Origin of the sequence: Streptomyces sp. NPDC057963, assembly GCF_042887155.1 — a bacterium.
GTDB lineage: Bacteria > Actinomycetota > Actinomycetes > Streptomycetales > Streptomycetaceae > Streptomyces.
Map to the genome: position 1 here is coordinate 262,343 of NZ_JBHVPX010000003.1, position 11,801 is coordinate 274,143.

General features: G+C 73.1%; 9 protein-coding genes. All 9 read right to left on the reverse strand.

Annotated elements, in window-relative coordinates:
- Positions 1-124: 124 nt before the first annotated feature.
- From ACFVT1_RS08265 to ACFVT1_RS08305, 9 genes are read right to left on the reverse strand one after another with little or no spacing between them, the layout of a single operon-like run.
- A complete protein-coding gene (locus ACFVT1_RS08265) occupies positions 125-1,723 on the reverse strand; it encodes a PucR family transcriptional regulator (RefSeq protein WP_389793562.1) in 1,599 nt (532 codons plus the stop codon).
- A 2-nt stretch (positions 1,724-1,725) separates the two neighbouring features.
- Positions 1,726-2,640, reverse strand: coding sequence for a serine hydrolase (locus ACFVT1_RS08270; RefSeq protein ID WP_389793563.1), 915 nt, complete (start codon positions 2,638-2,640; stop codon positions 1,726-1,728).
- Positions 2,637-3,743, reverse strand: coding sequence for an o-succinylbenzoate synthase (gene menC, locus ACFVT1_RS08275; RefSeq protein WP_389793564.1), 1,107 nt, complete (start codon positions 3,741-3,743; stop codon positions 2,637-2,639). The genes ACFVT1_RS08270 and menC overlap by 4 nt, the downstream gene beginning before the upstream one ends.
- Entirely contained in the window at positions 3,740-4,597 is an 858-nt protein-coding gene (locus ACFVT1_RS08280) for a GNAT family N-acetyltransferase (protein ID WP_389793565.1), read from the reverse strand. Before ACFVT1_RS08280 ends, menC begins: the two co-directional genes overlap by 4 nt.
- The gene (locus ACFVT1_RS08285) at positions 4,594-5,739 is read right to left on the reverse strand and encodes a M20 family metallopeptidase (RefSeq protein ID WP_389793566.1); all 1,146 of its coding nucleotides are present in this window, start codon (positions 5,737-5,739) and stop codon (positions 4,594-4,596) included. The genes ACFVT1_RS08280 and ACFVT1_RS08285 overlap by 4 nt, the downstream gene beginning before the upstream one ends.
- A 1-nt stretch (position 5,740) precedes the next feature.
- On the reverse strand, positions 5,741-7,111 hold the full coding sequence (locus ACFVT1_RS08290; RefSeq protein ID WP_389793567.1) for a serine hydrolase domain-containing protein: 1,371 nt from the start codon (positions 7,109-7,111) through the stop codon (positions 5,741-5,743).
- Positions 7,112-7,162: 51 nt separating this feature from the next.
- Positions 7,163-9,103, reverse strand: coding sequence for a S9 family peptidase (locus ACFVT1_RS08295; RefSeq protein WP_389793568.1), 1,941 nt, complete (start codon positions 9,101-9,103; stop codon positions 7,163-7,165).
- The gene (locus ACFVT1_RS08300) at positions 9,100-9,888 is read right to left on the reverse strand and encodes an ABC transporter ATP-binding protein (RefSeq protein WP_389793570.1); all 789 of its coding nucleotides are present in this window, start codon (positions 9,886-9,888) and stop codon (positions 9,100-9,102) included. Before ACFVT1_RS08300 ends, ACFVT1_RS08295 begins: the two co-directional genes overlap by 4 nt.
- Positions 9,885-11,801: a dipeptide/oligopeptide/nickel ABC transporter permease/ATP-binding protein gene (locus tag ACFVT1_RS08305; RefSeq protein WP_389793571.1), complete on the reverse strand. Its 1,917-nt coding sequence runs from the start codon at positions 11,799-11,801 to the stop codon at positions 9,885-9,887. Before ACFVT1_RS08305 ends, ACFVT1_RS08300 begins: the two co-directional genes overlap by 4 nt.

An 11,801-nucleotide genomic window follows, 5' to 3' on the forward strand; every position in this document is an offset into this window, starting at 1 on the left:
GATACTCGGTGGCCGGACACGCGGGCCTGCGGGCGTCCGTGCGTCCGGCTGCGAGAACTCTTTCATCCTCGCGCCCGCCCTGGGCCCGGATGGATCCGTGTGTCATGGCGACCACGGGACCGGGTCAGGGGTGCGGCGGGCCCAGCCGCAGTTGCAGCATCGCCTCGAACCGTGCCTCCGGGTCGTCGAGATCGATGCCTGCCACCAAGGCCAGCCGCTTGAGCCGGTAGCGGAAGGTGTTGGGGTGGATGTGCACGGCGGCAGCGGCGGCGGCCACATCGCCGAAGGTGCTCAGCCATGCCTCCAGTGTGTCCGTGAGGGCGGTGTGGTGCTGGGCGTCGTAGGCGCGCAGCCGGACGACCGGGCCGTCGGGGAGATCCTCCTCGGCGGCGATCCGGTCCGTCAGCTCCTCCAGCAGCGAGGCCGCGTAGACGTCCGACAGCCGTGCGGACCGCCGCTGCGAGCGGCCGGAGCCGAGCACCCGCAACGCCCGGTCCGCGTCGGCGCGGGAGCGACGCAGCTCGGCCGGGCGGGCGGCGAGCCGGCCGATGCCGATGACGGCGGGCACCCGGTTGCCTATGCGCCCGAGGAACGCCTCGGCCACCCGTAACGCGTGCTCGTCCGAACTCGTGGGCAGCACGGCGTAGGTGACACCCCCGAGCGAGGCCGTGGCGGTACGGGGATGGATGGCGGCCAGGTGGAGGGCGAGTGCCTCGGCGATGCGGTGGCCCGCGGCCACTCGGTCGGGTGCCGACTGCTCACCGGTCACGGCGAGTGCCAGGACGCAGGCGGGCTGCGCGGACAGGCCCAGCCGTACCGCGGCCTGCGGGGCGTGCGTGCCGCCCTCCAGGACCGTGGCGAGCAGATCCGCCCGCAACCGGCGTTCGATGTCCTCGCCCGTGCGGTGGCGCAGGAGGTGCAGGGCGGCCACCTTCGCCGCCTCGTGCAGGGCCTGCGTACGGTCCTCGCTCAGCGGTCCGTCGACCACGACCCAGATCGAGCCGAGGATCTCGCCGCCCGCGCGGACGGCGATCGCGACCCGGGGCTTGTCGGAGATACCCGCCACGTAGACGGGTTCCTCCTTGCGGTAGAGGGCCTGGAAGGCGCCGTGCTGCTCCAGGGCGCGCAGCTTCTCCGCGGGCACCTGCCGGTCGAGAACGGTGGCGATCCTGGCGTCGTCGCCCTCGTCCTGACGGCTGGAGAAGGCCAGCACCCGCCCGCCGCGGTCCTCCACGGTGACCGGCCCGTCGAGCAGCCCGGCGGTCGCGTTGGCCAGTGCGAACAGGTCGCCGGCGAGCGGCTCGGCGCCGTCGGCCTCGTCGGGGCCGCCCACCGTGCCCAGTTCGCCGGCCGCGAGCAGCGACCGCAGCAGCGCGGCCACCTGGGCCCAGGACGCGCCCGGGGTCAGGCCCAGTACCGTCACGCCGGTGCGCGCGGCCGCCTCGGACACGGCTCCGTCCACCGGCACCGGCGACCGGACTATCACGGCCGCCGCACCGAGCCCGGCGGCCCGGTCGACCAGGGCGGCGACCGGCTCGGCGCCGTACACACCGACGCCGAGCACGACCGCTCCGGGCAGCCTGGCCGGTTCGTCCAGGGGGTCCTGGATGAGCACTCCGGTGACGGTGCGGGCCGGGTCGGCCTCCCCGGCCACCACTTCGATCAGCGTCGATCCCAGATCGTTGAGGATCCGGCCGAGCACGGCTCGCGGCTGCTCCGTCATCCTCACAAGGTAATTGATCGGAGTTCTTCCACGGCCACCGCCGCCACCTGCCCGATCACCCGGTCCGCGCGGGGATCGCGCAGGCCGGGCCGGTCGGACCGGGTGAAGACGGCCACCGCCCAGCGTCCGGCGCCGGGGTCCTCGACGACCCCGGCCTCGTTGCGCCAGCCCGGCAGCGTCCCGGTCTTGCCGGCGACGCGGTAGCTGTCGTCGAAGCCCGACGTCAGCCGGTGCGGCCAGATCTGCTGAGACATCACGGCCCGTACCTCGGCGCAGGCTTCGGCGGGACCCGCCTCGTCGCGCCAGATCCCGGCCAGCAGTTCGGCGATGTCGCGGGCCGTTCCCCGGGTGGTGCGTTCGGGGGCGCACACCGACAGTTCCAGGATCTTCTCCGGCCCCTGCGCGGCCAGTTCCGCCATCCTCTTGTGCGCCTCGACCTCGGTGGTCACACCGAGATCGGCGAAGAGCGACCCGGTCAGGGCCAGGCAGCCGCCGATCAAGTGGGTCCGCTCCCGGCCCAGTTCGGCGAGCATCCCGTTGACCGTGTCGAGTCCGACCCGGTCCAGCACGACATCGGTGGCGGCGTTGTCGCTCATCGTCATCATCATGTGGACCAGGTCGCGCAGGCTCATCTCGATCGGGTCGGCGCAGCCGGAGGTGCCGATGCCGCCGTCGCGGTAGTGCGGGTCCACCGCGTGGCGTTCGGTCCTTTCCAGCCGTCCGGCCGCGGCCTCTCGGGCGTAGGCCAGCGCGATCGGGATCTTGAAGACGGAGGCGAGGCAGACCGGTTCGTCCGCCGCGACGCCGATCGTGCGGTCGCCGTCGATCTCGCGGGCGAAGAAGAACCCCTGGACCCCGGCCTCGTCGAACGCTGCCCGGATCCGCGTCTCTGCGGTGCCTGACCGGAGGGTCGTCATCGGCTGATCCATTCCGTCGATTCGGTCACTTCGGCCAGTTGCCCGGGAACCGGCGAGAGTCCGATACCCGGGGCGTGGGGAACGTCGAGATGGCCGTCCTTCAGCACGAACGGTTCGGTGATGTCGGTCCGGTAGTACCGGTCGGAGGCCGAGGTGTCGCCGGGCAGCGTGAAGCCGGGCAGCGCGGCAAGAGCGACGTTGGCGGCCCGGCCGAGGCCGGTCTCCAGCATCCCGCCGCACCAGACCGGCACGCCGTGCGCGGCGCACACGTCGTGGATCCGCCGGGCTTCCAGATAGCCGCCGACCCGCCCCGGCTTGATGTTGACGACCGAACAGGCGCCCATCGCGATGGCGTCGGCCGCCGAACGGGCGGAGACGATGGATTCGTCCAGGCAGATGGGGGTGCGCACCCGCTCGGCCAGGGCCGCGTGGCCCCGGACGTCCTCCTCGTCCAGGGGCTGTTCGATCAGCAGCAGCCCGTACGGGTCGAGCCGGGCCAGCTGTGCGGCGTCGGCGAGGGTGTACGCGGTGTTGGCGTCCACCTGGAGCAGCACGCCGTCGCCGAAGCGTTCCCGGACCGCGCGCACGGGTTCCACGTCCCAGCCGGGCTCGATCTTCAGCTTGATCCGCAGATAGCCCTCGGACAGATAGCCCTCGACGGCGTCGAGGAGCTCGGGGACCGAGTCCATGATGCCGACCGACACCCCGGCCGGCACCCGCTCGGCCGTCGCTCCCAGCCACTGGCCCATCGACAGGTCGTGGGCGCGCAGCCAGGCGTCCAGCACCGCCGTCTCCAGTGCGGCCTTGGCCATCCGGTGGCCCTTGAACGCCGCAAGTGCCGGGGCGACCGCCCAGGGGTCGAGCGCCGGCAGGGCGGTGAGCGCGGGCACGAGGTAGCTCCGCAGGACGTCCGCCGCGCTCTCGGTGTACTCCGAGGAGTACAGCGGATCGGCCATGGTGACGCATTCGCCGTAGCCCTCGTAGTGCTCGGTCTCGACCCTGACCAGCAGGATCTCCCGTTTGGTCATGGTGGCGAAGGAGGTTCGGAAGGGTGCGACCAGTGGCATCGCGATCCGGCGCAGTTCCACACCGACGAGCTTCATGCCTGCCTCTCCTGACGTTTGTCGATCACGTACCAGCCGTCCCGGGTGAATCCGGTGACGGTGTGCCCCTCGGCCATCAGGCCGCCGAGTACCTCGCGCAGTTGGTACCGCCACGCGCGGGCCAGGGGCGGGTCGGCGCGGCGCAGTGCCTCGATCTCCGCGGGGATCCGGACCAGGACGGTGTCGCCGTCCCGGCGCCCGACGGCGGGGCAGCCGTCGGGCTTGGCGTCCAGACCGACCACGGCGTGTGCGCCCGCGCTGTCGACCGTGACGATACGGGGCACGCCCGCGGCGGCTCCGACGGCGTGTTCGCCGACCAGTTCCCAGTGGACCAGCAACCGGTCCGTCTCGGTCCCGGCATTGACCTCGTCCTGCATCGCCCCGTAGAAGTCGGCCAGGTACTCGCTCGGCACCGCGCCCAGCTTGGCCAGGTTGAAATAGGCGTTGCGGCTGATCAGCGGGTCGAAGGTCCAGGTGACCGCGGTGATGCCACGGGCCAGGGCCCAGGCCCGCTGATGGAGTTTGACGGCGTAGCCGACATTGCGGCCCCGGACGGTGCCGTCCACCCCCGCGATGTGCGAGTGCAGTCCGGCGGTGGCCAGGAAGCCCAGGCAGAATCCGACCATCCGGCCGTCCTGGTGGACCCCGACGACGTAGCTGCCGGAGTGGGCGAAGACCCGTAGCAGTTCGGGGGTGATCAGCGGGTTGCCGGGGTCGGGCCGCCAGACCCGGTCCAGCACCCGGCAGGCCTCCTGCATCTCGTCCAGCCCGTGCAGCTCCGAGACGGTCACGCCCGCGCGGTGCGCGGCCAGGTCCGCGGCGGCGGCCGCTCGGGCCGCCTCGGTGCCGGTCACGATCTCACCCCGCCGGGGGCGGCCGGCGGCTCGCGCACGAGGGAGGCCGCCAGGGCGGCCACCAGCGCCGCGCGGCGGGGCAGTTCGGCGACGAGCACGTGCTCGTCGTCCGCGTGCGCCCCGCCGCCGACGGCCCCGAGGCCGTCCAGTGTGGGCGTGCCCGCTCCGGCGGTGAGGTTGCCGTCGGATCCGCCGCCGACCGCCACGCCGCGCAGGGCGCCGAAGCCCAGTTCCGCGTAGTGTTTCCGGGCGAGTTCGAACAGCTGTGCCGACGCGCTCGTCTGGAGCGGCGGCCGGTCGGGGCCGCCGGAGAGCTTGACCGTGGCGCCCGCGAGGACCGGTGCCAGACCCCGCACGGCGCGGTCCACCCGGTCCTGCTCGGCGGCTGTCTCCACCCGCACGTCGACCAGCAGCCGGGCCGCGTCGGGCACCGTGTTGCGCGTGGTGCCGGAGGAGGCCACGGTCGGTGTCACCGTGGTGCCGGTCGCCGGATCGGCGAGGGTGGACAACGCGAGTACCTGGTGGGCCAGTTCGGTGGTCGTGTTGACGCCGCGGTGCGGTTCGAGTCCGGCGTGCGCCGCGCGTCCGCCGATGTTCAGCTCGTAGCCGGACACGCCCTTGCGCGCGGTCTTCAGCGCGCCGCCCTCGCTCGCCTCCAGGACGAGTACGGCCCGGGTGCGGCGGGCCTCTTCCTCGATCAGGGTGCGTGACGTCGGGGAGCCGATCTCCTCGTCGCCGGTGAGCAGGACCGACACCCCGTCCAGGTCGTCGAGGACCGACAGCGCGTGGAACAGCTGCGCCACGCCCGCCTTCATGTCGAAGCAGCCGGGTCCGGTCAGCCGCCCCCCGGCCACCTCGAAGGGGTGGCCGGCCAAGGAGCCCACCGGCCACACCGTGTCGAAGTGGCCGAGCAGCAGCACTCGGTCGCCGGAGCCGAAGCGCCAGCGCAGAGCGGGCCGTCCCGAGCCGTCGAGCCACTCGGGTGCCGCGCCGGTCAGCCGGGTGCCGAGCCCGGCGACGATCCGGGCGCAGTCGGCGACGGCGGCCAGGTCCTCGCTGGGCGACTCCACGCGGACCAGCGCCTCGATGTCGGCCAGCAGTACCGGCAGCCCGGCCTCCAGCGCGGCGGCGATCGCGGTCACGTCAGCCCACCTTGGGGGTGGCGCGGCCACCGTGGTGGATGTAGGGCGTGCCGTCGGCGAGGGTGTAGAACACGACGGGGATCCAGAGCTTTGTGCCCGGCCGCTGCACCACGAACAGCCCCGGCTCGACCGGGTGCAGCTCGTACTCCTGCTCCGTGTCGGAGATCAGTTCGGCGAGCGGTCCGGTGATCCGGTCGAGCATCACCAGGCCGCCGTCCCGCTCCACGATCTCCACCCTGCTGGAGAGCCGCTGATAGACGCCGACACAGTCGGCGGGGTCCACCGCCACCGGCTCCGTCGCCGGCTGGATCGTGGTGCGCATCGTCACGCCGGCCAGCTCCTGGAGAATCTCCGCGAACACGTCCCGGTAGAAGCTCGCGGTGTCGCCGCCGTTGGTGAGCAGGCAGACCGCCAGATCGGCTTCGGGCAGCACTCGCAGGAACGCGCTCTGCCCGATCGTGCCGCCGTCGTGTCCGTACACCCGCTGCCCGTCCCAGGTGTCGAGGAACCAGCCCAGCCCCCAGGCCTGGGCCAGGAGGTACGGGTCGGGGAGTTCGACCTGCGGGGTCTGCATGGCTGTGACGCTCTCGGCCGAGAGAATCTTGGTGCCGTCCTCGGTGACGCCGTTGTCGAGGTGCAGCCGGGCGAACTTCAGCACCTCGCGCGGCGTCGAGCAGATCAGTCCGGCCGGTCCGGCCGAACGCATCAGCCCCCACTGCGGGGCCTGCGCCGGCGGGTCCCCCAGGTGCCCGATGGCGGCGCGGAAGCGCAGTGCCTCCTCCGGCAGGGTCACGGTGTGCGTCAGGCCGAGCGGGCGGAACAGGCGCTCGCGCATCAGCTCGTCCCACTGGACGCCGGTGACGACTTCCAGTACCCGGCCGAGCAGGGTGAAGCCCGCGTTGCAGTACGACATGGTGGCGCCGAGCGGGTGGTTGGGGCTGGAGTCGCCGAGGAGCGCGACGAACTTCTCCAGGCAGTCGTCGCCCCGGCCGGTGTCGGTGAAGAGGTCGCCGTCGATCCCGCTGGTGTGGTCCAGGAGGTGGCGGAGCGTCACGCCCTGCGTCAGCTCCTCGTCGGCGAGCCGCAGTTCGGGGAGTACGGAGGCGAGGGGTGCGTCCAGTTCGAGCAGGCCCTCGTCGACCAGGGCCATGGCGACCGTCGTGGTCCACACCTTGGAGATCGAGCCGATCTGGAAGAGGGTGTCGGTGGTGGCCTCGATCCCGGCCTCGGTGTTGGCCAGGCCGACGGCGGCCTCGGCGATCAGTTCACCGCGGTGCAGGATACCGAGGTTGGCGCCGGGGACGGAGTGCCGGTCGGCCAGCTCGGCGAGCCGGGCGGTCCAGCGGGCGGACAGGGCGGTGGTGTCGGTCATGTTGGGCTCCCATTCCGTTTTCGTTCAACTGGTTCGGCGGATGCGGCGGTTTCAGCGGTCGGTGTGCGTGGTGACCCATTCGATCAGCCGGCGGGAGTAGTCCTCCCGGTGCGAGGGCCGGCCGTCCAGGAGGAACAGGTGCGAGCTGCCGGGGTACACGACCAGCCGGGCCGGCACGTCCCGGGTGCGCAGCGCGTGGAACCACTGTTCGGCCTGGCCGACCGGGCAGGTGTCGTCGGCGCCGCCGTGCAGGATCAGGGTGGGCGCGCGCACCGCGCCGGCATGGCTGATCGGTGAGAGTTCCGCCAGCCGCTCCGGGTCGCCGATCTCGTAGCCGGCGATCAGGTGTCCTTCCTCGGAGGTGCCGGCCATGCTCTTCAGATCGACCAGGACGCCGCCCGGTACGACGGCGGCGAAGAGGTCGCTGCGGGCGGAGAGCCAGCAGGTCAGATAGCCGCCGTAGCTGTAGCCGGTGAGGGCGATCCGCTCCGGGTCGACGAGCCCCTCGGCGACGAGGGTGGCGACCGGTTGCAGGATGTCCTGTTCGTCCGTCTCGCCCCAGGTGCCCACGGCGGCCGTGTAGAACGCCTCGCCGTAGCCGTCGCTGGCGCGGATGTTGAGCGTCAGGATCGTCCAGCCCCGCGAGGCCAGCTCCTGGTGGTAGAGGTGGACCGGATCGGAGTGCGGGGCCCAGGCGTTGTGCGGTCCGCCGTGCACGTCCACCAGCAGCGGCCCGCCCTCGGGCGTCCGGGCGGCACGGGTGATCATGCCGTGGACCACCGTCCCGTCCGAGATGGTGAACTCGCGTTCGGTGACCGGGTGGAGGGCGATCTCGGGCAGCGACCGGGCCATGTGGCCGGTGAGTCGCACGGGCTGTCGCCCGGCCGACGGCTCGCGCGGTCCCGCGGACGTCCAGGCGTCCAGATCGAGCAGGGCGATCTCGGCGAAGTTCGACGCGTCGGAGACCACCACCGCCGCTCGCCCGGCCTTCGTGGCGACGGAGCAGCCGCTGACCCCGGTGCCCGCGGGCAGCGGGGAGGCACTGATCCCGGCCGCGTCCACCCGGAACAGGCGGGTGGCACCCCGGTCGCGGGCGCAGAACACGATGGCGTCGCCGTGGAACTGCGGCAGGGCGCCCGGGTAACCCGGGCCGCCCGGCAGGACGTTGCGGTCCAGAGCGGCGCTGAGCGACACCGGCGCCGATCCGTCCAGGGGCTGGCGCAGCAGCTCCAGGTGGCCGACGCCGAATGCGGGCCGGCCGACGACGAGGAGCGCGGACCCGTCGGGGAACCAGCCCACCGGACCGGCGAGACCGTCGGCGGGGCCGATCCGGCGGGGCTCGGGCGCGTCGTCCCCGACCCCGACGACATGGGCGGCCGAGGTCCCGAGCACCGCCGCGTCCGGGCCGCTCTGCGCCGGGTAGGCGAGCTGTGTGCCGTCGGGCGACCAGGTGGGCGAGCCGGCTTGCCGGTCGCCGTCGGTGAGTTGGCGGACCTCGCCGGACTCCACGTCCACCACGAACAGCTGGGTCCGGACGGATCCGATCAGGCCCGCCCCGTCCGCCTTCCAGCCGAGGGCGTCGATGACGACGGGGGCGGCGTCGTCGCGCCGGGTCCCGGGGGCCGAGTACGCGATCCGCGTTCCGTCCGGACTCCACACCGGTGCCCCGGCCCCCGCCGGGCACCGGGCGGGCGTGGTGAGCGGCGTGGCCTCTCCCCCGTCGACGGACAGCAGATGCAGCTGCCCCGCGCGCAGGAACGCCAGTCGCGTGCCGTCCGGGGACCAGCGAGGCGCGGTGTCCGCGGGACCGTGGGTGAGCCGCCGGGCCGGACCGCCCCCGTCACGCACCTCCCAGATGGACCGCACGACACGGTCGTTCTCGGCGTCCTGGGTGGACAGTGTGTAGGCGACACGTTCGCCGTCGGGGGAGAGCGCGGGATCCCCGGGGATCTCGAACCGGTACAGGTCGTCGATCGCCAGCGGTCGGGTCATGATGCCTCCTCGGCGAGGGCAAGGGTGGGTACGCAGGAGATCAGGTTCCGGGTCGTCGGGTGCTCGGGGCGCCCCAGCACCCGTTCGGTGGGTCCGCATTCGACGAGATGTCCGCCGTCCATCACGGCGACCTGGTCGGACAGGTACCGGACGACCGCGAGGTTGTGGGAGATGAAGAGCATCGCGAAGCCCAGCTCGCGCTGGAGCCCGCGCAGCAGGTTGAGCACCGCGCCCTGGACGGAGACGTCCAGGGCCGAGGTGATCTCGTCCGCGATCAGCACGGCCGGCCGGGCGGCCAGGGCCCTTGCCAGGGCCACCCGTTGGCGCTGGCCGCCCGAGAGCGCGTCCGGGGTGAGTGCGGCCCGCGCGGGGTCGATGCCGACGAGCTCCAGGCAGCGGGCCACCTCCGCGTCACGTGCGGCGCGGCGTTCGCGGGCCGGTGCCCTGCGGGCGGATGCCTCGCGCGAGCCGGTTTCGCGGGGCAGCGCTTCGGCGACCGACGCGCCGATGGCCATGCGCGGGTCGAGCGAGGCGTACGGGTTCTGGAACACCAGCTGCACCCGGCTGCGTCCGCGCCGTCGGGCGGCCTCGCCGCCGGCGACCAGTACGCGCCCGGAGTGCACCGGTGCCAGGCCGACGACGGCTTTGCCGAGGGTCGATTTGCCCGACCCGGACCCGCCCACCAGTCCGGTGACCGTTCCCTCGGGCACCAGCAGGTCGACGTTCTCCACCGCGGTGAAGCGGCCGTAGCGCACGGTGATCCCCCGCAGCTCCAGTGAACTCATGACGTTGCCCCCGCTCCGTGCGAGGTGGCTTCGGCGGGGGCGCCGACCGTCACCGCGTCCACCGGGTACCAGCAGGCGACCTTGCGGCCCGGTCCGAGGTCCGCCAGCGCGGGAGCCTCGCCGCGGCAGCGTTCCCGGGCGCGTTCGCAGCGCGGCGCGAAGGGGCATCCCGGGCCGGTCTCCCCCGGTTCCGGGGGCCGGCCGGGGATGGTCGCCAGTTCCGTGCCGGGATCCGTGGCCATGGTCGGGACGGCCCCCACCAGCGCGCGGGTGTACGGGTGGGCCGCGCCGCCGGCCAGTTGGGCGACCGGGAGGTCCTCGACAATCAGGCCGCCGTACATCACGAGGACCCGTTCGCAGACCTGGGCGACGACGGCGAGGTCGTGGGAGATCAGCAGCAGTGCGGCGCCGGATTCCTCGCGCACCTCGGCGAGCAGGTCGAGGACCTGTTGCTGGACGGCCACGTCGAGCGCCGTGGTCGGCTCGTCGGCGATGATCAGCTTCGGCTCCCCCATCAGGCCCATCGCGATGACGGCCCGCTGCCGCATCCCTCCGGAGTATTCGTGCGGCCGCTGCCGGGCGCGCCGTTCCGGCGTGGGGATGCGGACGGCGCGGAGCCGGTCGACGGCGCGATCGGTGGCCTGTGCGCGTCTCGCACCGAGGTGCACCTCGGCCACCTCGGCGAGCTGGCGGCCCACCCGCAGGGCCGGGTTGAGCGAGGCCATCGGGTCCTGGAAGACCATGGCCAGTTCGGTGCCCCGGGGCGGTTCCGCCCGCAGGTCGTGGCCGTCGAAGCGGAGCGTCGCCGCGGAGACCTGTCCCAGGGGCGGGACCAGATCCGCCAGGGCCAGCGCGCTCAGGCTCTTGCCGGAGCCCGATTCGCCGACCAGGCCGACGGCCTCGCCCACGGCGATGTCCACGTCGATCCCGCGTACGGCCTGCCGCCCGCCGGGGAACGTCACCCGCAGGTCGCGTGCCCGGACCAGGGCCCCGTCGGCGCCGTCGGCGGCCGCTTCGTCCTGCACCCCCGTCCGCTCCGGCGGCGTCGGCTCCGGTGCCTGTGGCGCCCGTCGGCCACCGGCCTGCGCGAGCACCTCACCGACCAGACCGAACATCAGCCCCGTCAGGACCACGGCCGCGCCGGGCGCCAGTGCCGCCGTCGGATTCACATAGATCCGGTTCAACTGCTCGTTGAGCAGCCGCCCCCAGTCGTATTCGGGCGGCTGTACGCCCAGTCCGAGGAACGAGAGGCCGGAGAAGGCGACGAGGATGCTGCCCGCGGCCTGGGTGGCGAACAGCACCGACGGCTCGGCGATGTTGGGGAGCAGGTGGCGTACCACCAGCTTGAACCGGCCCACGCCGAGGATGCGGGCCGCAGCGACGTAGTCGGATCCGGCGATCGACGCCGTCAGGTTCTGCACCAGCCGTGCCATGGGCGGGACCATGGCCAGCCCCACGGCGAACACCGCCCCGGTGCTTCCCACGCCGAAGATCGTGGCGAGGAAGAGCAGGAACAGCAGCCCGGGGAAGGCGACGAGTACGCCGACGGTCGCGGTGATGAGCCGGCCGAGGCGTCGGCCCACCACCGCCGGTGCCACACCGAGCAGCAGCCCGCCGCCGACCCCGATCAGGGCGGCCAGCAGGGTCAGCCGCAGGGTCAGCCGGGTCGCGACCACCACTCGCGCGGCGATGTCGCGGCCGAGCTGGTCGGTGCCCAGCAGGTGGGCGGCGCTGCTGCCCCGGTTGATCGCGTCCGTGTCGACCCGTGCGGCCTGATCGCCGAGCAGGACCGGCCCGAACACGGCGACCAGCGCCACCAGCAGGCATGCGGTCAGCGCGGTGATGCCGATCGGCGTTCTGAGCGTGCGCCCGAGACGGTGCCGGAGCGAGGTGTCCTGCTTCTGATGAGGCAT

Excerpts from the sequence above, each read along its gene's own strand:
- ACFVT1_RS08265 (WP_389793562.1), bottom strand. The coding sequence starts at position 1,723 with ATGACGGAGCAGCCGCGAGCCGTGCTCGGCCGGATCCTCAACGATCTG.
- ACFVT1_RS08270 (WP_389793563.1), bottom strand. The coding sequence starts at position 2,640 with ATGACGACCCTCCGGTCAGGCACCGCAGAGACGCGGATCCGGGCAGCG.
- menC (WP_389793564.1), bottom strand. The coding sequence starts at position 3,743 with ATGAAGCTCGTCGGTGTGGAACTGCGCCGGATCGCGATGCCACTGGTC.
- ACFVT1_RS08290 (WP_389793567.1), bottom strand. The coding sequence starts at position 7,111 with ATGACCGACACCACCGCCCTGTCCGCCCGCTGGACCGCCCGGCTCGCC.
- ACFVT1_RS08295 (WP_389793568.1), bottom strand. The coding sequence starts at position 9,103 with ATGACCCGACCGCTGGCGATCGACGACCTGTACCGGTTCGAGATCCCC.
- ACFVT1_RS08300 (WP_389793570.1), bottom strand. The coding sequence starts at position 9,888 with ATGAGTTCACTGGAGCTGCGGGGGATCACCGTGCGCTACGGCCGCTTC.
- ACFVT1_RS08305 (WP_389793571.1), bottom strand. The coding sequence starts at position 11,801 with ATGCCTCATCAGAAGCAGGACACCTCGCTCCGGCACCGTCTCGGGCGC.